This is a genomic window from Paraburkholderia sp. JHI2823, from assembly GCF_038900695.1.
Lineage (GTDB): Bacteria > Pseudomonadota > Gammaproteobacteria > Burkholderiales > Burkholderiaceae > Paraburkholderia > Paraburkholderia mimosarum.
The window spans coordinates 1-19,011 of the sequence record NZ_JAYMRY010000041.1; the positions used below are offsets into that span (position 1 = coordinate 1).

The following is a 19,011-nucleotide window of genomic DNA, read 5'->3' on the forward strand; positions in this document are numbered from 1 at the left end:
GAAACGACTCCACGCCGATGATAGTGCGGATTGCCCGTGTGAAAGTAGGTAATCGTCAGGCTCCTCATGCCGTAACGTCCAGAACCCCGGTGTCTCTCAATGAGCGCCGGGGTTCTGGCGTTTATGCGATGTGGAAACACGCGCCTCGCAGTGTCACAGGGCACGCACGATCCCGCCGTCGACACGGATATTCTGCCCCGTGATATAGCCCGCGCCATCCGATAAAAGGAACGCCACTGTTTGCGCGATTTCCTGTGTCTTCCCAAAGCGGCCAACCGGAATGCGAGCGACGATCTCCGGCGTTTCGGGCCAGCTATCGATGAATCCCGGTAGCACAGAATTGATACGGATATTGTCCTTCGCGTAACGGTCGGCATAGAGGCGCGTGAACGAACTCAACGCGGCGCGCAGTGCGGAGGAGACGGGCATAGCCTGCTCGGGCGCGTCGGCGGCAAAGCTGGAGATATTCACCACCGCGCCGCCTCCCTGCGCGAGGAATGCAGGTGTTACGCGGCGCAGCACCCGCGCGACGTTGAGCACGATGATATCGAGTCCGAGATGCCACTGCTCGTCTGCAATCGTCAGAAGATCGCCCTTCGGCGGGTGACCCGTGTTGTTCACCACAGCGTCGATACGGCCGAATTTTTCGAGCGTTTCGCGAACGAATCTGTCGATATCGTCCGGTTCGGTGACCGAGCCCGTAAAGCCAAATCCACCCAGCTCTTTCGCCAGTTCGGCCGCGCTGCCGGAGGGCGACATCAAGGCCAGACGATAGCCGCCGGCCGCGAGTTCGCGCGCGATCGCCGCGCCCATTCCCTTTCCGGCCGCCGTGACGAGTGCGACTTTTTCTACTGCCATGGTGCTCTTCTCCTCGAAATGGATTCAGCGCGCGAAGCCGGCGCTGCAGGGGGTTCGCGTAGAAACTCTATGGCGTTATGATGCGCGCGTCGAACGATGATTTTTATGGTCTGACGATAACTAATCTACTGGCTCGACCCTGTCGAATCACCCATCGAAGCATGCATTGATGCGCTCCTTGAAGCAACGCCGCCTTCCGCCGCTGAATGCGCTCCGCGCGTTCGACGCATCTGCACGCCACCTCAATTTTCGCCTCGCGTCCGAGGAACTTGGCGTGACGCAGGGTGCGGTCGCACAGCAGGTACGCCTACTGGAAGAGGCTCTCGATATTCCCCTGTTCGAAAGGCTGGCGCGGGGCCTCTCTCTCACGACCGAGGGACATACGTACTTCGCTGCGATTCAACAGGCGCTTACGATCATCTCTGACGCCACCGACGCACTGAATCGCCGTTCGACGTCCCTCACGATCAGCACGACACCCTCGTTCGCCTCGAAATGGCTCATACCCAGGCTAGCAGAGTTCGGGGAGCGGCATCCGGAAATCGACGTCCGGATTATTGCCGACGCCGCCTTGTGCAATTTCAAATCCGATGGCGTGGACATCGCGGTGCGGCTCGGCAAGCCACCGTTTGCGAGGGGCCTCGTGAGCGATCTGCTATTCCCCCTCGATGTGTTCGCTGTTGCCAGCCCGCAGTTGCCCACGCCGGATTTTCCGGTCCGCGCGATTTCCGACCTGGAAAACTATGTACTGCTCCACGATTCGCACGACCTCTGGCCGGAGTTCTTCAACGCCCTGGGATGCACGAACACGTTCGCCCCGTTGAAGGGGCCGCGATTCAGCCAGTCATCGCTCGCCATCGACGCCGCTATTGCAGGTCATGGTATCGCGCTCACGAGCGAGCATCTCGTCGAACGCGATATCGCCGCCGGCCGGCTGAAGCGATTGTTCGACTTCTCGTTGCCGCTGTCACTGGGCTATTACGTCGTCCTTCCGCAAACCCGTGTTCGACGCGAGACGAGCCAGCAACTTCGCACCTGGCTGCTCGCGCAGTTCAGATCGGGCTCGAAAGAGGCCACAGGCGGCTGTTGAATCAGACATTCACGGCCGGCAAATTCCACGCCAAGAGGTGCCCGGAACCGGCGCGGCCGCGAGAGCTCGCAGCGCGCGCCCTGCACGCATTCATCGCCCGATCACCTTGCCGGTGCATAATGGCTGAACCGCCGATGCAGTTGATGACTATCCGCCAAGGAGTCCGTCATGCTAGCGAGAAACGAAGAATTCGTTGCCCATCTGCTTTCCGACGTCGTGGAATTTGCGCGGGCGCGCTTGCCTGAGCCGACATTCCAGATCGTCGAGCCTTTCCTGCGGCACTACTACGATTTCGCCGACGCCGAAGATCTGCGCAGCCGCAGCATTGCGGACCTCTACGGCGCCGCCATGGCGCACTGGCGAACCGCACAGCGCTTCGTGCCGGGCAGCGAGCGCATGCAGGTCTACAACCCGATTCTCGAGCAGCACGGATGGCATTCGGACCACACGGTCATTGAAATCGTCAACGACGACATGCCGTTTCTCGTCGATTCGGTTTCCATGGCCGTCAACCGGCTGGGACTCGCGCTGCATTCGGCGCTGCACCCCGTGTTCCGGATCTGGCGCGCAAAGGACGGCGCAATCGAGCGCGTGAACGAGGGCGGTGCCAGCATCGATGAGGGGCAATCGCAGCTCGCCTCCTTCATCCATTTCGAAGTCGACCGCTGCGGCGACGCAGCAAGACTGGACGCATTGCGCAATGACATTGCCAAGGTGCTTGGCGACGTGCGCGCATCCGTGGAGGACTGGCCGAAGTTACTCGAGGTCGCGCGCACCACCATCAAGACGATGAAAGCACGCGAGGCGACGGCCGAGGACATCGAAGCGCGCGCTTTCGTCGAATGGATGGTGGCGGACCATTTCACCTTCCTCGGGCAGCGTGACTATGCGCTGGTTTCGCACGACGGCGGCTACGCGCTGCGCGGCGTCGAAGGCTCGGGCCTCGGCATCCTGCGCGAATCGCTGCGTGCGCACGCTGCGCCCGATCTCACGCCGCTGCCGCCCGCGGCCGAAAACATCATCAGCGGCGCATGGCCCATCTTCCTGACGAAAGCCAACTCGCGCGCCACGGTCCATCGCCCGGGCTACCTCGACTATGTGGGCGTGAAACTCGTCGGAGCGGACGGAAAAGTGTGCGGCGAGCGCCGCTTCGTGGGCCTCTACACGTCGACGGCCTATATGGTTTCCACCGCCGAGATTCCGATTGTGCGGCGCAAACGCGCGAATATCGTGCAGCGCGCGGGCTTCCTGCCGAACGGTCATCTCGGCAAATCGCTGGTGACGGTGCTGGAAACGTATCCGCGCGACGAGATGTTTCAGGCGAGCGAGGACGAACTCTTCGAAACCGCGCTCGGTGTGCTGCGCTTGCAGGAACACCAGCGCACGCGGCTATTCATGCGGCGCGACCGCTTCAACCGCTTTGTTTCGTGCCTCGTGTACGTGTCGCGCGACAAGTACAACACCGATTTGCGGCGGCGCATTGCGAACCTGCTCGTGGAGGCGTTCAACGGCATATCCGTCGAGTTCACGCCGCTGCTTTCGGAGTCGGCCATCGCACGCATTCATTTCGTCGTGCATGCCGAGCCGGGCACGATGCCCGAAGTCGACGCGCGCGAACTGGAGGCGCGGCTCGTGCAGGTCACGCGCCGCTGGCAAGACGATCTGGCCGACGCACTGCTCGACGCATTCGGCGAAGAGCAGGGCACGCGTCTCCTCCACCGCTACGCCGATTCGTTTCCGGCCGGCTATCGTGACGACTATCCGGCGCGCACGGCGGTCCGCGATATCGAGCTGATCGAAAGCGTACAGGGAACGGCGCGCATCGCCATGAATCTGTACCGGCCCATCGAGGCGGGGCCGCGCACGTTCCGCTTCAAGGTCTACTGCACGGGCGAGGCCATCCCGCTCTCCCGCAGCCTGCCGATGCTCGAACATCTCGGCGTGCGCGTGGACGAAGAGCGGCCCTACGTGATCGAGGCGCCGTCTTGTGCGCCCGCATGGGTCCACGACTTCGGCCTCGAAGTCGCGGACGACGCCGAATTCGACATCGAACGCGTGAAGGGTCTGTTCGAAGATGCATTCGAAAGCGTCTGGAATGCACGAATCGAAAGCGACGATTTCAACCGGCTCGTGCTGCGCGCCTACCTGAGCGCGCGCGAAGTCACGATCCTGCGTGCCTACGCCAAGTATCTGCGCCAGGTGGGCTCGACGTTCAGCGACGCCTATATCGAACGCGCGCTCACCGGCAATCCCGCGATCGCACGGCAGCTCGTCGAATTATTCGTACTCCGGTTCGATCCGCGCGATGCCTCGGCGCGAGAGGAGCGTACGGCGCTCATGCTCAAGGCCATCGAGAGCGCGCTGGACCAGGTGCCCAATCTCGACGAAGACCGCATTCTCCGGCAATTCCTCGGCGTGATCCGGGCAACGGTGCGCACGAACTATTTCCACCGCGATGCGAGTGGCGCAGAGCGGCCCGCACTCTCGTTCAAGTTCGATCCGTCCAAAGTCCCGGGCCTGCCCGAGCCCAAGCCGATGTTCGAAATCTGGGTCTACTCGCCGCGGGTCGAGGGCGTGCACTTGCGCGGCGGCCGTGTCGCGCGGGGCGGCCTGCGCTGGTCGGACCGGCGCGAGGACTTCCGCACCGAAGTGCTCGGCCTCATGAAGGCGCAGATGGTGAAGAACGTCGTGATCGTGCCCGTGGGATCGAAGGGCGGCTTCGTCGTGAAGAATCCGCCGCCGGCGAGCGATCGCGAGGCGTGGATGCGCGAGGGCGTGGCGTGTTATCAAACCTTCCTGCGCGGCTTGCTCGATCTCACCGACAATCTCGTGAACAATGCAGTCGTGCCGCCGCCCGACGTCGTGCGCCATGACCCAGACGATCCGTATCTCGTCGTGGCCGCCGACAAAGGCACGGCCACGTTCTCCGATTACGCGAACGCGATTTCCGCCGAGTACGGCTTCTGGCTCGACGACGCCTTTGCCTCGGGCGGCTCCGTGGGCTACGACCACAAGAAGATGGCGATCACGGCGCGCGGCGCGTGGGAGTCGGTCAAGCGGCATTTCCGCGAAATGGGCGTGGATACGCAGGCCACCGATTTCACCGTGGCCGGCATCGGCGACATGTCCGGGGACGTGTTCGGCAACGGCATGTTGCTCTCGCCGCATATCAAGCTCGTCGCGGCCTTCGATCACCGGCATATTTTTCTCGATCCCAATCCCGATCCCGCCGTGAGCCTCGCGGAACGCAAGCGGCTCTTCGCGCTCGAACGCTCGAGCTGGGCCGACTACGATCCAGCCACCATTTCCGCGGGCGGCGGCGTGTTCGCGCGCACGATGAAGACGATTCCGCTTTCTGCCGCGGCGCAAAAGGCGCTCGGCATCGAAGCCGCGACGCTCACGCCGACCGAGCTGATTCGCGCGATCCTGCTCGCGAACGTCGATCTGCTCTACAACGGCGGGATCGGCACTTACGTGAAAGCCACTCGCGAGACCAACGCGCAGGTCGGCGACCGCGCCAACGACGCCGTGCGCGTGAACGGCTCGGAACTGCGTTGCAAGGTGGTGGGCGAGGGCGGCAATCTTGGCGTTACGCAGCTCGGACGCATCGAATTCGCGCAGCACGGCGGTCACATCAACACGGACGCGATCGACAACTCGGCCGGCGTGGATTGTTCGGATCACGAAGTCAACATCAAGATCCTGCTCGGACTCGTGGTGGCCGACGGCGAGATGACGACGAAACAGCGCAACGCCCTGCTTGCCGAGATGACCGAAGAAGTCGGATTGCTCGTGCTGAGCGACAACTATTACCAGACGCAGGCACTCTCGATCGCGGGGCGCTACGCGGTGGAGTTGCTCGACGCCGAAGCGCGCATGATGCGCTGGCTCGAACGCGCGGGACGGCTCAACCGGCGCATCGAATTCCTGCCGACCGATGAGGAAATCGCGGAGCGACAAGCCGCGAAACTCGGCCTCACGTCGCCGGAACGCGCCGTGCTGCTCGCCTACAGCAAGATGTGGCTCTATGACGCGTTACTCGACTCGACTGTGCCGGAAGACCCGCTCGTCGCGGATCTGCTGATCGACTATTTTCCGCAGCCGCTGCAGCGGCGCTTCAACGAGCCGATGCACCGGCATCCGTTGCGGCGCGAGATCCTGGCGACGCATCTGACGAACGCGCTCGTGAACCGCGTGGGCAGCGCGTTCGTGCACCGTCTGATGGAAGAGACCGACGCGCAGCCGGGCGAAATCGTGCGCGCCTGCATCATGGCGCGAGACGTGTTCGATCTGAACGCCATCTGGCGCGCCATCGACGCGCTCGACAACCGCGTGCCCGACGACGTGCAGGCTCGCATGTTCGTCGACATTGCCAGGCTGCTCGAACGCGCGGCGTTGTGGTTCCTGCGGCATCTGCAGGCGGGCGAGGTGGGCGGCGACGGTGTGGGCACCCTGTTGGCCCGTTGCCGGGACGCGGTGCAACGCCTCGCGCCGCAATTGCCGGCGCTGTTGCCCGAAGCGGATCTCGAAGCGCTTTCTGCGCGCCAGGGCGAGCTTGTCAATGCGGGCGTGGAAAACGCGCTCGCGCTGCGTGTGGCGAGCGGAGACATTTCCGTAGCACTGCTGGATATCGCCGACGTTGCGGCGGCGTGCGATCGCCCGCTGGAGCGCGTTGCGGCCGCCTGGTTCGCATTGGGCACGCGGCTCAACTACGGCTGGATCGGCGAGCGAGCGGCAGCCCTGCCGACGCCCACGCACTGGGACACCATGGCGCGTGCGGCCGCGCTCGCCGAGGTGGCGCACCTCAAACGCGCGCTCACCACGAACGTGCTCGCGCAGGCCGGGGATACGGCGGACGGACAAACGCTCGTGGATGCCTGGTGCGCGCACCACGAGGCTGCGCTGGAGCGCTATGGACAGTTGCTTGCGGAACTACGCGCATCGAGCGGTGTGAGTCTTTCCGTGCTGCTCGTGATCGTGAGGGCGATGGCCGCGCTCGAGCGGTCTTGAAGCAGGGCTAACGCCACGCCTGTGTGAACTCGTCGATCACGCGCGCGAGATGCGCCTCCATCGCCGTGCGCGCCGCGCCGGCATCGCGCGCCATGATGGCCGAGAAGATGCGCTGATGGTCCTCATGGGAAGCCGAACGCAACGCGGACGTATGAAAGTGCTCCTCGATCTTTTTCCACAAAGGATCGGCGCGCGAGTTGTCCCACATCGCGGTCACCACGAGCCGGAGCATTTCGTTTCCCGTCGCACCCGCAATCGCCAGATGGAATTCGCGGTCGGCGGCCTCATTCGCGGGCTTGTCGTCCATGTTTTCGCGCATCGCGCGCAAGGCGGCAAAGAGCCGGTCCAAATCGGCGTCCTTGCGTTCGGTCGCGGCGAGCGCCGCGACTCCGCTTTCGATGACTGACCGCGCGCGCAGCGTTTCGATCGGTCCGGGCCCGGGCGGCAGTTCGAACGTGACCGGCCGCGCCTCCGGCGTTGCGGCCACATAGATGCCCGAACCTACGCGCACTTCGACCACGCCTTGCACTTCCAGCGCGATGATCGCCTCCCTCACCTGCGTGCGGCTGACGCCGAAACGCTCGGCTAGCGTGCGCTCGGAGGGCAGGCGGGCGCGAGGCCCGACGTCGCCGGCAGCGATCAGGTCGTAGATCTGTTTTGCCAGCGCGACATAGGAACGATCGCCCGCGTCCGCATGGTTGACGCGGCCGGTTGGCGTGTGCGCGAGATCGGCCATCCAGGACTCTCTGAATCGTCGAAGCCGCCAGGCGGCGGCTCAGGTTCGCGCAAATGGTACACCAGTTCCCTGCAACGCTCCTTCCGTGCCGCAGGTGCGTTTTCACCCAGAAAGCATCGAAAGCGCGCGGATTTCTGGCCTATCGGGCCTTGATCCGCAGCCCCGTGGTAAACCACTATCGCGCGCAGATTGGTATGCCAGTACTGTCAGGCGGGGAGGCGTCCGAGCATGCCCTCCGTTTCGCTTCGAGGGGACGCCTTTGAAGAAGTCATTTCGCTGGTTTGGCGAGTCCGATCCAGTCCCGCTGTAGCCCATCCCGCAAGTTTTCCTGCGCCACGCACACCGTACCGGCAGTCCACGACAAGCCAGGTGTGCCGGCATTCGGTAAGTTCGAGCCAACGAAAAGGAGACAACATGCTTTCAGGAATTCAGGTGCTTCGAGCGGCGGCGACCGCGGCAATGGCCCTGTGCGCAGGTGCGGTTTTCGCGCAGGCTTCGATTGTCTCCGGACCGTCCAGCGATCCCAAGTGCATGATGCCGTGGAAGAGCGATACGAAATTCATCAGGTATCCAAAGAAAACCGGACCCTACCGGATCGCGCTCGTGAACGGCTATATCGCGAATACCTGGCGTATCCAGATGATCAAGACGGCCAAGGCCTATACGGCGCAACCGGCCGTTGCGGCGAAGATCAAGGAGTTCAAGGTCGTCTCCACCGGCGAGGACGTGCCGGCGCAAATCTCGGCGGTCAACAACTTCATCGATGCCGGCTATGACGCGGTCATCGTGGACGCGCAGAATCCCTCCTCGTTCGGACCGGCCATCCGCCGCGCGAAGAAAGCCGGCGTCGTGCTGGTCGCGTTCGACAATACGCTCGACAGCGAAGACGCGATCAATGTCAATGTCGACCAGTACGGGCTCGGCGTGCTGTGGGCCAAGTGGCTCGCGAGCCACCTGCCGAACGGCGGCAAGGTGCTCGAGGTTCGCGGGGTGGCGGGCACGTCGGTCGACACGGACCGGCATGATGGTTTCCAGAAGACGCTCGATGAAACAGGCAAGAAGTGGAACGTCGTCCAGGTCTACGGCAAGTGGGACGACGGGGTAGCGCAGAAGGCCGCCGCCGACGCGATTGCCGTACAGGGCCATTTCGATGGCATATCGGCGCAAGGCGGCGACACCGGTGTCGTGCGTGCGATGATCGACGCGAAACATCCGTTCGTGCCGTTCGGCGGCGAAACGGAGAACGGCTTTCGCAAATTTTGCGCACAGTATGGAAGCCAGGGCCTGAAGTGCACGTCGGCGGGCACCGGTCCCGCGCAGGTGGCCGTGGCGATCAAGACCGCGCTCGCCGCGCTGGACGGCCAGACCATTCCTGTCGCGATCAAGTTGCCGCTCGACGTCACCGACGATTCGATGCTGAAGGCGGGCGCCAACTATTTCCCGAACGACTCCGACAATTTCTTCGTCGGCAATTCGTTTCCGACTTGCGGCATCAACTTCTCCGCGCAGGAAATCATGAAGCAGAGCCAGGGCAACCAGTGATCGCGTGAGCGCCGGCGGCGTGATGGGAGACGAAGCATGCGGCAGCACGTAGAGCAGCCCTTCTTTCAAATGTCGGGCGTGTCGAAAAGCTATGGCGGCGTCGTCGCGCTCGATCACGCGGACCTCACCGTGCGCCGGGGACGCATCCACGCGATCCTCGGCGAGAACGGCGCGGGGAAGTCCACGTTGCTGAAGGTGATGTCCGGCGTCGTGCAGCCGGACGAGGGGACGATGCACTTCGACGGCCGCGAAGTCTCGTTCGCGTCGCCTGCCGCGGCGAACGCGGCCGGCATCGTCTGCGTGTATCAGGAACTCTCGCTGATTCCTGACTTGAGCGTGGCGGACAACATCTTCGCTTCGAATCCGCCGCGCCGCTTCGGCATGATCGACCGCCGGGCACAGCGGCGCCAGGCCGAGGAAGCGCTCGCTCGCGCGGGCGCCGCCGACATCAATCCGCTCGCGAAAGTCCGGGACTTGCCGCTGTCGCGCCAGCAGATGGTCGAACTCGCGAAGGGGCTCGCGCACGAACCGCGCATCCTGATTCTCGACGAGGCCACGTCGGCGCTGACCGCGGCCGACGTGGCGCGCGTCATCGAGGTGCTCAGGCGCCTGCGCGAAGAGGGGCTCGCGCTGCTTTTCATCTCGCACCGGATGCACGAGGTGAAGGCGCTCGCGGACGAATGCACCGTCTACCGGAACGGTCGTCATGTGATGAGCTTCGAGGCGGGTACGCGCTCCGATAATGAGGTCATCGAAATGATGATCGGCCGGAAATACCAGCACGCATTTCCGGCCAAGCCCGCGGAGCGGGCCGCCGCGGAACCGGTGCTTGCTTGCCGCGATCTCGCATGGGGCGACACGCTGCAGGGCATCAGTTTTTCGTTGAAGCGGGGTGAAATCCTCGGGCTGGGCGGCCTCGACGGGCAAGGCCAGCGCGAACTGCTGCTCGCGCTCTTCGGCGTGTTGCGCGGTTGCGCGGGAACGATCGAGGTCGATGGCAAGGCCGTGTCGATTCCGAGCCCGGTGGCCGCGCGTGCCGACGGAATCGGCATGGCGTTGATTCCCGAAGACCGCAAGACGGAAGGCCTGATGCTGCCGATGTCGGTACGCGAGAATCTTTCGTTTGCCGCGCTCGATCGCATGTCCACCGCGGGCGTGATCGATCGCGATCGTCAGCAGGCGTTCGTCGACCGGATGACGGACCTGCTCGCCATCAAGTCGCACAGCCTGGACGCAGCCGTGGGCTCGCTCTCGGGCGGCAACCAGCAAAAGGTGGTGATCGCGAAGTGGTTGGTGCGGCAGCCGAGGATTCTGCTGCTCAGCGACCCGACGCGCGGTATCGACGTCGGCACCAAGCAGGAGATCTATCAGCTGCTGAGGCGCCTCGCCGACGAAGGCGCCGCGATCGTTTTTTATTCGACCGACTATGACGAGCTGATCGGCTGCTGCGACCGCGTGCTCGTATTGTACGAAGGCAGGATCAAGAAGGAACTCGTCGGGCCGGCGATCAACGAGCAGAACCTGATTGCGAGCGCCCTCGATCTGCCCGTCGGGCAAATGTCGCCTTCCACCGGAGTCGCACCATGAGCGGCCTGCATTACTGGTATGCGGAAAATCGGGGGACGACGTTCGCGCTCGGCCTGTTCGTGCTGATGTTCGCGATCTACCTCATCAACTATCCGTCGACGTTATCGGCGAACGTGTTCCAGACGGCGGCGAACAAGGCGGTACTGCTCGCGCTGGTGTCGATGGGGCAGTCGCTCGTCGTGCTCACGGCCGGTATCGACCTGTCGATCGGCATGACGCTCGTGCTGACGAATTGCATTGGATCGTGGATCGTCACGGGCGACGCGCTGCACAGCGCGCTCGGTATTGCCGGCGTCCTGGCGGCAGGCGCGCTGTGCGGCGCGCTCAACGGCATCATCATCATTTTCGGCCGCCTGCAGCCGATCGTGACGACGATCGCGACGGGTGCCGTTTACTACGGGCTGGCGTTGCTGCTGCGCCCCGTACCGGGCGGATCGATCAACGAGGACCTTGCCGACGCTCTGACCGGCAAGGTCGCCGGCGTCGTGCCCGCGAGCCTGCTGATCCTGCTCGCGGCCGTGGCGATCGTCTGGATTCCTTTTAAATGCTCGGCGATAGGCCGCGCGGCCTATGCGACCGGCTCGTCCGAACCCGCGGCTTTCCTCTCCGGCATGCCGATTCGTCGCGCGAAGTTCGCGAGCTACACGCTGGCCGGTCTGCTCGCCGCGATTGGCGGCCTCTTTCTGACGTTTTTCACGGATACGGGCGATGCGAATCTGGGTAGCGCCAACTCGTATACGCTGTTTTCGATCGCCGCCGTGGTCATCGGCGGCGTGTCGCTGCTCGGCGGCAAGGGCAGTGCGATCGGCGCTGTCTTCGGCGCGTTTGCGTTCCGCTCGATCGGCGACCTGCTGTTCGTGTTCAACGTCGATGCGCTTTGGCAACCGCTGTTCCAAGGCGTGATTCTTCTGCTCGCTGTCGCGATTGGCGCATGCGGGCTGTTCAGGGTGCGCAACCGTCTGGAGTGGTTTCAATGAGCGACGTTTCTGCGAACAGCTGGACCGCGTTCATGTCGAGACTCACGCGCAAGATCGACAAGCCGATCGCGATTGCGTTCGCGTGCATCGTCGCGCTGCTGCTGGTCGGCGGCATGTATTCGCGCAACTTCACGTCGCCGGAGTACATCCTGTTGCAGCTGAAAGTCGGCGCATTTCTCGGCATCATCGCGACCGGCCTGATGATGGTGATCCTGCTCGGTCACATCGACCTGTCGCTGCCGTGGACGATCACCGTGGGCGCGATGATGGCTTGTGCCGTCGCGGGACATGGCGAACTCGGGGAAATGCTGGCGATTCCGGTCGGGATCGCTTGCGGCGTGGCGATCGGCATCGTCAACGGGATTCTTGTCGCACTCCTGCGCATTCCGTCGATGATCGCGACGCTCGCGACCAACGCGGTGGCGCAAGGCATCATGATCGTCTACACGGGCGGATCGTCGCCGCAGGATTCCGCGCCACACGTGATGCGCTGGCTCGCGGCGGGCTGGCTCGTGCCGGGCTTGCCGAATGCCGTCGCGCTGTGGGTGCTGATCGGCGGCGCCACGATGTTCCTGCTGTCGCGCACGACGTTCGGGCGCACGCTGTACGCAATCGGGAATACCGAGCGCGCGGCGTATCTCTCGGGCATCGATACGCGACGCGTGACAGTGGCCGCGTTTGCGGTGTGCAGCGCGTTCGCGGCGTTCGGCGGCGTACTGCTGGCCGGTTATGCGTCGAAGGCGGCGCAGTCGATGGGCGATGCGTACCTGCTGCCGGCGATCGCTGCGGTGGTGCTCGGCGGCACGTCGATTCTGGGCGGCCGGGGATCGTACCTCGGCACGGTGGCGGGCGCGATACTCATCACGCTGCTGCAGTCGATCCTCTCGGTCGCGCAGATGCCGGAGGCGGGGCGGCAGATCATCTATGGCATCGTGATTGCAGCGATGCTGCTGCTGTATGGGCGCAGCAAACGGGAAGCGTAGGGGCCCGGAATCAGTGACGCAATGGCGGCCCTTTGCTGCGCGGTTGCGAAAATCGCTTGCATGCCCTCGTGCATGCGATGAGTTGATTGGTCCAGCCGCATAAATAAAATGAAAACGACGCCACCGGCGGCCAAACATGGCCTTCGACGTTCGGATCCGAACAGATTGACGATGCGCTTTGGCTCGAAATCCAATAACAGGGTACATCGCGCTATGGCGCAGGTCAGAACCCGCAATTTCCCCCTTCGGGAGCGGCGCCTGTTCACCCCCTCCCCGTGACGAAGGTGATAGATTGCTAGCTGATTTGCTCGTCCGGATTGAGTAGATGTCAATCGTTCGCGGCTCGAGTTGCCGGGGCACCGGGTCAATTCGATACGAAGACCTCACGAAAGGAGGCGCCATGTGCCCTCGATACATTGCTGCTGCTGCCTTTCTGATCCCGACGCTATCGCTCGCATTCCAGCCCCTGCCTGTTCCGGAATGTCCGGCCTCGAGTCCCGACGCGTCCGCCAAGGAAACGATAGCTGCCGCCAAATGCCGTGCGCGATGGCTCATCGCAGGCGCCTATAACCGGACCGAAGGCGATGCGATGAGCGCGGTTTCCGAATGCGCCGGAACATTCGACGAGGTACTCAATCATCGGTTGACCGAGGGGATCTCTCACGACAAGCTGGTCGTAATGTGCGCCGACATGGCCATGCACATGGGCATCATGACACTCGACTAGCGGGTAAAGCGGGCGTGCCAGCCGTTGTTACCGGGCCGCCGCTTGCGAGTCGACAATACAAAGCGCTTTCAGGCACATGCGGTGCAAGGAGAAAATCAGCGACAGCGAACGGGTTTGATGCCGATAGGGTCTTTACCCATCCCGGATGGAGTGGATGCCTATTTCCTTTGATATCCGTCAGGGCAAGAATGATAGGGCAGCCGCCGATCGAGGCGCACGGTTCGCGACAAGACCCGCTCTCCATCTTCGAGCTGCTGTCGTTTCGATTTTCGGTTTCACCGCCGGTTCGCTGAGGGATCACATCATGAACACGCTCACTGCCACCATTCTCGCCACCTGTATGTGCTTCGCAGCCGGGGGCGCTTTCGCTGCTGAAAGCGTGTCAACCGACACCGCCTCCGAGGATGCGACGAGTCAGGAGGCTAGCGCAAACAGTGCAACGGAATCCGAAGCGATGAGCGACGATAGTATGGTCAAAGGCGGCATGAAGGAAGATGCGATGAACCACGAAGCGACGACTGAAGAAGACGGAACAAAGGATGTCGAGGTGAAACAGTAGCGTCGATGCGAAGTGCACCGCTGACGCTCGAGAAGCAGGCGTTGATTAGATAAGCTGTGCCAGCCTGCCGGGTTCCAATGGGGAACGACAGCGACCGCCGCTGGCGCCCGTTCTTGCCGGGTCGCCGGGCGGCGAACTGCGCATCAGTGCGCGGTAACGTTGAGGGGCAAGATTTCGTATCCGGGGTCGGCGTTCTCGTTGGCCGCCTTTTCCGCTTCCTCGTATGAGAGAAAGGACTTGGCCCCTTCAACCTCCGGTGCCATGCCAATGTCGCCGTCCTCTGCGCAGCAGAGGAACTGCTCACCGGTCTTCACCACGTAGACGGTCGTCATGTTTCCCTCCATGGTGTGCGGGGGAACTTCCAGTCTAGCAGGCTGGATGCCGCCAGGTATATTCATCGGTATCCGGGTGCGCGAACTCCTGGGTTGCTTTTTGGAGGACGGAGGAATTGCTTTCCGACCCCGGAAAATTGCTAAGCTGCGGGACGCAAGTCTCACGAGCGGCCTTGGCGAGCCGTACCGTGAACGTTCTATCGGAGTCACCCATGAAGCACCCTTCGGCTGTTCTGGCTGCGGGCTCGACTGCCTTGCTCCTCGGCGCAATCATTCTCTTCCCGTCCGCGTTCGCCGAAACCGGGGCGCGCGAGAACGAGGTTGCGCAGCGTGGCGCGGCGGTCATGCCATTCTCCCTTCGCGCAACCACTCATATCTTTACGAAGACCGCAGACGGCGGGATTCAGCAAGTGGTCGTGAAGCATCCGGATCCGAAGCAGGTCGCGCTCATCCGCGGACACCTTGCCATGATCGCCCAGCAGTTCTCGGCAGGCAATTTCGAGGGGCCGGAGGCGATCCATGGCGACGATATGCCGGGTCTGGCCGTGCTGCGTGAAGCCAGGCCTGGGGCGCTGAAGATCGAATATCGCGACTTGCCCGAGGGAGGGGAAATCGTCTATCACTCGAACGACGCTCGCCTCGCGGCCGCGCTGCATGAATGGTTCGATGCGCAACTGTCCGATCATGGCCACGACGCAATGGCGGGGCACGATCCTGGCATGATGCACCATCATTCGGCGGAGGCGTCGACAGCGGAATAAATCGCGCGATCAGATCCGCAGTCTCTCGAGAACTTCAAGGAAAAGCAGCGCAGCAATCAGGATACCGATCCAACTTGCCGTCAGTCTCGTCAGCGTAATCCTTCCGCTCCACCAGAGCATAAGAACGGCAAACATCGTATTCCTCAGCTTATCTGACGTGCGTGATCGAGTTCCTCATTGCGCACGCCAGAATAGGTGTGAAGAATTCACGACGCCCCTAGGTTCGTCGAAACGCAGTAGAGCCGTGTCACCAATCGAATGAAAACGAAATAAAGCCATGTTGCCGTGCCAGCGCCCGCTTGCATGGCGGCATCGCTGCATGACCCATCGCTCTTGTTCGCCAGAACATGCTCCATTGCTCGCCCAGACCACGACGGCACGACGCGCTGGGTTTGCCCTACTGCAAGTGTAGGGAGGTGACCCATCGCAGGCTCCGCTGCTCAAATCCAGAATCTACATACGGGTCAGTGTGAGGAACGCATGAGCCCGCCTGTGCAGCAAAAGGGCGACGTACAGCGCGCAGCGCGCTGCTTGACCCCAGGAACGGAGGTCATATGTTCAGCATCCGCATGTGTCGCGATAGCGTGGCAGCACTGCTGCTCACGATGTTCGCGATCCCCTCATTCTCCCAGTCGTTCATGGTTCAGTGCCCAAGTTCCACGCCCTCGCATCCGGCGCCGCCGGCCAGCCCTGGCGACCCACCGTACAAGGGACCGTCATCCGAACCGCCGTACAAGGGGCCGTCTTTCACCGGCCAAACCTCCACACCGACGGGTGTCGTCAACGGTGCGATCAAGTGCCAGCAGATTTCGGGCGGCGACGGTTACGCGACCATGGCTAATGGCGTCCAGACCTATCTGTTCGCATTCGGTCCGTTGTCCGGCCTCGCAGATATCAAAGCGGGGCTGCCCGGCACCGAATTCCCTACGGTGTTCAACACCCTTCCCGTGGGGGGGGATCCAAAAGCGGACCCGAACTACAACGGCGCAGTGGGTCTCGCGCCCGATCCGGAAGCTGGTGGCCAGCTCACCGGCCATGTCGACCCACGGCCCATCATGGACATCGGCGTCATGAACGGCAACGAGCCCGCGCCGATGATGGCGATCGACGAGGACGACGAGTTCTTTCTCACGCTGACCAACGTCGGCATGATCATGCGCCCGGACCTGTTCGAGAAGCATACGGTGCACTTCCACGGCTATCCGAATGCGTCGTCGTTCTATGACGGCGTGCCCGATGCGTCGGTGGCGATCAACATCGGCGCGAGTTTCACGTACTACTACCTGGCGCCCGATGCGGGCACCTACTTCTGGCATTGCCACATCACGCCGCCGGAGCACCTGCAGATGGGCATGGTGGGCCAGATCTTCGTGCGGCCGCGCCAGAACCGGGTGCCCGCGGGCCAGTCGCTGTACCAGTCGCTGGTATTGCAGCAAAAGGATCTGCGCACGGCGTGCAACGACATTCTGTGCTCGACGCCGTTGCCGCCGCAGAACAATGTCCTCCACGGCCCCAACCTGAGCGGGACGCCCACGCTCTACGCGTACAACGACGGCGACGGTTCCACCGCCTACGACGTCGAGTATCCGGTGCAGATCCACGGCTTCGATCCGAACTTCCACTTCGTGGGCATGACGTTCAATCCGGAGCCGTTCACCGACATGAAAGACAAGTTTTTCATGCTCAATGGCCGCAGCTATCCCGACACCGTGAATCCCAGTCCGCTTTCGACGCCAGCCTCGGACGGCGTGCCGCGTTTCTCGCAGCCGCTGCCGTCGCTCATCAATATCCCCGTCGGCGGCAAGGTGCTGCTGCGAATCTCCGATCTCGACGTCACCGAATATCAGACGCTCGCCTCGCTCGGCATGCCGATGCATGTGGTCGCCATCAATGCGCGTTTGCTGCGCGACATGGCCGGCAACGACATGACCTATTACACGAACTCGATCACGCTCGGCGGCGGCGAGTCGCTCGATCTGATCCTCGACGCCAGCGATACGACGAAATATCGCTCAGGGCAGGTCTTCTACCTGTACACGCCGAATCTGGATCATCTGGCGAACGATCAGGAAAACTTCGGAGGCCTGATGACGGAAGTGCACATCTGCAGATCGGTGGATCCGAAGACGAAGGTCTGCACGCTGTGAGACGCCGCTTGCGCTTGCTAGAAACGGTTCACGGATTGCCCTGCCATGGACTCGGCCAGGAAGTCCTGCACTTAGGAGAAGAGCCGTGGGACACATCATTTACCGCATAGGGATCGCGATCCTCGCGCGTCCCGGACGGCTTGCACGGTTCGGCGTGGCGGCGCTCGCGGCGCTCTGCTACCTGCCGGCGCAGGCGGCCGCGCCTGGCATCACGGGCACGCATTTCGACCTGCGCGCCGAGGCGAACCGCATCAGCCAGCCGGATGGCAACAGCGTCTATTCGTGGGGCTACGGCTGCAACGCCGCGCCGGCCGGATATTCGCCGCCCAACATTGACCACCCGCCGTGTCCGACCATGCAGATTCCCGGCCCGACGCTGATCGTCAAGCAGGGCGACATCGTGACGGTGACACTCACCAACAATCTGCCGGCGGCGGCGGGCAATACGTCGATTCTCTTTCCCGGGTTCGACGTGTGCATGGGCACCATCGATCCCACGACGAAGGTCTGCTCCGGCGCACCAACGGGCGTGCAGGGGCTGCTCACGCGCGAAGCGTCCCATACCGTCACGGTCACCTACAGCTTCGTTGCCGCCACGCCTGGCACGCACGCCTACTACAGCGGTACACAGGGCGATCTGCAGATCGAGATGGGTATGTATGGCGCGATCATCGTGTTACCGACTTCGTCGCCCGGAACGGTCGCCGTGCCGACCGGTTGTCACCCTATCCTGGGAACGCGCAAGCTGCTGGACGGTCAAGCCGACTTCCGCAACGCCGCCGCGGCCTACAACCACAGCGCGGCATGCTACGACCGCGAATATCTGTTTCAGTTCTCCGAAGTGGATCCGCGCATTCATGAGCAGGCGGAGCAGCAGGCCGGCAACGCGTGCACGAAGCCGACCGGCTGCATGACGGTCGAGACGGAACCCTATCACCCGGCGTACTTCATGGTGAACGGACGCTCGATGCCGGACGACATGGACCCGAACTATGCGGCGCAGTACCCGAATCAGCCGTACAACGGCAACCCGCACATGCACCCCGGCGAGCTCGTGCTGCTGCGGATCATCGGGACGGGCCGCTGGCAGCATCCGTTCCACGAGCACGGCAATCACGTTCGCGTGCTCGCGCGCGACGGCAACATGCTGCTCGCAAAGACGGACGCCACCAAGGTAGCCGGCCCGCTGCTGTTCACGACCACGACGACACCGGGCCTTGCGATGGACGGGATCTTCTACTGGACAGGCAAGGGCCTGAACTGGGACGCGTACGGACATTACCCCGGCGACGGCAGCGTCTGCATCCCCGATGCAAACGGCTACTACACGTCCGATCCAACCGCGCCCAACTACTACGAGTGGTGCGCGGATCACAACAAGGCGCTCGAAACGCATCCGTTCGGCAAGGTGGGTAGCGGCGGGCCGGTGACGTTGCCGGACTCGCACGTGCTGACCAACGGCTTCTGGTACGGCGGCAGCCCTTATCTCGGGCCGGATGCGACCATGCGCGCGACGTCACCCACGGGCACGACGCCGCCAAGCGGCACGGTGGTGAATCCGCCCCAAACGGAGGCCGGCTTCGCATTCATGTGGCACTCGCACAACGAGCGTGAGATCACCACGAACAACATCTTTCCTGGCGGAATGATGATGATGATGCTCGTCGATCCGCAAGTGTTCGTGATCGACGAATCGAATTAG

General features: G+C 63.0%; 14 protein-coding genes. 11 read left to right on the plus strand and 3 right to left on the minus strand.

Annotated features, from left to right (window positions below; genetic code table 11):
• Positions 1-153 precede the first annotated feature (153 nt).
• The gene (locus VSR34_RS30635) at positions 154-858 is read right to left on the minus strand and encodes an SDR family oxidoreductase (protein ID WP_028214889.1); all 705 of its coding nucleotides are present in this window, start codon (positions 856-858) and stop codon (positions 154-156) included.
• A 169-nt stretch (positions 859-1,027) separates the two neighbouring features.
• Here VSR34_RS30635 and gcvA point away from each other — a divergent pair, with 169 nt between their 5' ends.
• Together gcvA and VSR34_RS30645 are read left to right on the plus strand one after the other, a co-directional pair.
• Positions 1,028-1,948, plus strand: coding sequence for a transcriptional regulator GcvA (gene gcvA / locus VSR34_RS30640; protein ID WP_028232341.1), 921 nt, complete (start codon positions 1,028-1,030; stop codon positions 1,946-1,948).
• Positions 1,949-2,116: 168 nt separating this feature from the next.
• The gene (locus VSR34_RS30645; RefSeq protein ID WP_342964373.1) at positions 2,117-6,958 is read left to right on the plus strand and encodes an NAD-glutamate dehydrogenase; all 4,842 of its coding nucleotides are present in this window, start codon (positions 2,117-2,119) and stop codon (positions 6,956-6,958) included.
• A gap of 7 nt (positions 6,959-6,965) precedes the next feature.
• Here the strand turns inward: VSR34_RS30645 and VSR34_RS30650 are convergent, their stop codons facing one another.
• Complete coding sequence (locus VSR34_RS30650) at positions 6,966-7,694, minus strand: FadR/GntR family transcriptional regulator (protein WP_342964374.1); 729 nt, start codon at positions 7,692-7,694, stop codon at positions 6,966-6,968.
• A 414-nt stretch (positions 7,695-8,108) separates the two neighbouring features.
• On the opposite strand from VSR34_RS30650, the gene VSR34_RS30655 reads away from it, so the two are divergent.
• The 6 genes from VSR34_RS30655 (at position 8,109) to VSR34_RS30680 (ending at position 14,069) form a co-directional block, all read left to right on the plus strand.
• A complete protein-coding gene (locus VSR34_RS30655; RefSeq protein WP_028232343.1) occupies positions 8,109-9,236 on the plus strand; it encodes a sugar ABC transporter substrate-binding protein in 1,128 nt (375 codons plus the stop codon).
• Positions 9,237-9,272: 36 nt separating this feature from the next.
• Complete coding sequence (locus tag VSR34_RS30660) at positions 9,273-10,823, plus strand: sugar ABC transporter ATP-binding protein (protein WP_342964375.1); 1,551 nt, start codon at positions 9,273-9,275, stop codon at positions 10,821-10,823.
• Entirely contained in the window at positions 10,820-11,800 is a 981-nt protein-coding gene (locus tag VSR34_RS30665) for an ABC transporter permease (RefSeq protein WP_342964376.1), read from the plus strand. The genes VSR34_RS30660 and VSR34_RS30665 overlap by 4 nt, the downstream gene beginning before the upstream one ends.
• Positions 11,797-12,783, plus strand: coding sequence for an ABC transporter permease (locus VSR34_RS30670; RefSeq protein WP_342964377.1), 987 nt, complete (start codon positions 11,797-11,799; stop codon positions 12,781-12,783). Before VSR34_RS30665 ends, VSR34_RS30670 begins: the two co-directional genes overlap by 4 nt.
• Positions 12,784-13,108: 325 nt before the next feature.
• A complete protein-coding gene (locus VSR34_RS30675) occupies positions 13,109-13,510 on the plus strand; it encodes a hypothetical protein (RefSeq protein ID WP_342964378.1) in 402 nt (133 codons plus the stop codon).
• A 304-nt stretch (positions 13,511-13,814) separates the two neighbouring features.
• Positions 13,815-14,069, plus strand: a complete 255-nt coding sequence (locus VSR34_RS30680; RefSeq protein WP_028214880.1) for a hypothetical protein — start codon at positions 13,815-13,817, stop codon at positions 14,067-14,069.
• A gap of 143 nt (positions 14,070-14,212) precedes the next feature.
• On the opposite strand, the gene VSR34_RS30685 is transcribed toward VSR34_RS30680, so the two are convergent.
• Positions 14,213-14,401 carry a hypothetical protein gene (locus tag VSR34_RS30685; protein WP_028214879.1) on the minus strand — a complete coding sequence of 63 codons (189 nt, stop codon included), beginning with the start codon at positions 14,399-14,401 and terminating at the stop codon, positions 14,213-14,215.
• 212 nt (positions 14,402-14,613) lie between these two features.
• On the opposite strand from VSR34_RS30685, the gene VSR34_RS30690 reads away from it, so the two are divergent.
• The 3 genes from VSR34_RS30690 to VSR34_RS30700 all read left to right on the plus strand — a co-directional run bounded on the left by VSR34_RS30690 (position 14,614) and on the right by VSR34_RS30700 (position 19,011).
• A complete protein-coding gene (locus VSR34_RS30690) occupies positions 14,614-15,162 on the plus strand; it encodes a hypothetical protein (protein WP_028214878.1) in 549 nt (182 codons plus the stop codon).
• A 554-nt stretch (positions 15,163-15,716) separates the two neighbouring features.
• Positions 15,717-17,309: a multicopper oxidase family protein gene (locus VSR34_RS30695; protein WP_342964379.1), complete on the plus strand. Its 1,593-nt coding sequence runs from the start codon at positions 15,717-15,719 to the stop codon at positions 17,307-17,309.
• A 112-nt stretch (positions 17,310-17,421) separates the two neighbouring features.
• On the plus strand, positions 17,422-19,011 hold the full coding sequence (locus tag VSR34_RS30700; RefSeq protein WP_342964401.1) for a multicopper oxidase family protein: 1,590 nt from the start codon (positions 17,422-17,424) through the stop codon (positions 19,009-19,011).

What these genes read in the sequence shown, in the direction of transcription:
- VSR34_RS30635 (WP_028214889.1), bottom strand. Translation starts at nt 858, where the DNA reads ATGGCAGTAGAAAAAGTCGCACTCGTCACGGCGGCCGGAAAGGGAATG.
- gcvA (WP_028232341.1), top strand. Translation starts at nt 1,028, where the DNA reads ATGCGCTCCTTGAAGCAACGCCGCCTTCCGCCGCTGAATGCGCTCCGC.
- VSR34_RS30645 (WP_342964373.1), top strand. Translation starts at nt 2,117, where the DNA reads ATGCTAGCGAGAAACGAAGAATTCGTTGCCCATCTGCTTTCCGACGTC.
- VSR34_RS30650 (WP_342964374.1), bottom strand. Translation starts at nt 7,694, where the DNA reads ATGGCCGATCTCGCGCACACGCCAACCGGCCGCGTCAACCATGCGGAC.
- VSR34_RS30655 (WP_028232343.1), top strand. Translation starts at nt 8,109, where the DNA reads ATGCTTTCAGGAATTCAGGTGCTTCGAGCGGCGGCGACCGCGGCAATG.
- VSR34_RS30660 (WP_342964375.1), top strand. Translation starts at nt 9,273, where the DNA reads ATGCGGCAGCACGTAGAGCAGCCCTTCTTTCAAATGTCGGGCGTGTCG.
- VSR34_RS30665 (WP_342964376.1), top strand. Translation starts at nt 10,820, where the DNA reads ATGAGCGGCCTGCATTACTGGTATGCGGAAAATCGGGGGACGACGTTC.
- VSR34_RS30670 (WP_342964377.1), top strand. Translation starts at nt 11,797, where the DNA reads ATGAGCGACGTTTCTGCGAACAGCTGGACCGCGTTCATGTCGAGACTC.
- VSR34_RS30675 (WP_342964378.1), top strand. Translation starts at nt 13,109, where the DNA reads ATGTCAATCGTTCGCGGCTCGAGTTGCCGGGGCACCGGGTCAATTCGA.
- VSR34_RS30680 (WP_028214880.1), top strand. Translation starts at nt 13,815, where the DNA reads ATGAACACGCTCACTGCCACCATTCTCGCCACCTGTATGTGCTTCGCA.
- VSR34_RS30685 (WP_028214879.1), bottom strand. Translation starts at nt 14,401, where the DNA reads ATGACGACCGTCTACGTGGTGAAGACCGGTGAGCAGTTCCTCTGCTGC.
- VSR34_RS30690 (WP_028214878.1), top strand. Translation starts at nt 14,614, where the DNA reads ATGAAGCACCCTTCGGCTGTTCTGGCTGCGGGCTCGACTGCCTTGCTC.
- VSR34_RS30695 (WP_342964379.1), top strand. Translation starts at nt 15,717, where the DNA reads ATGTTCAGCATCCGCATGTGTCGCGATAGCGTGGCAGCACTGCTGCTC.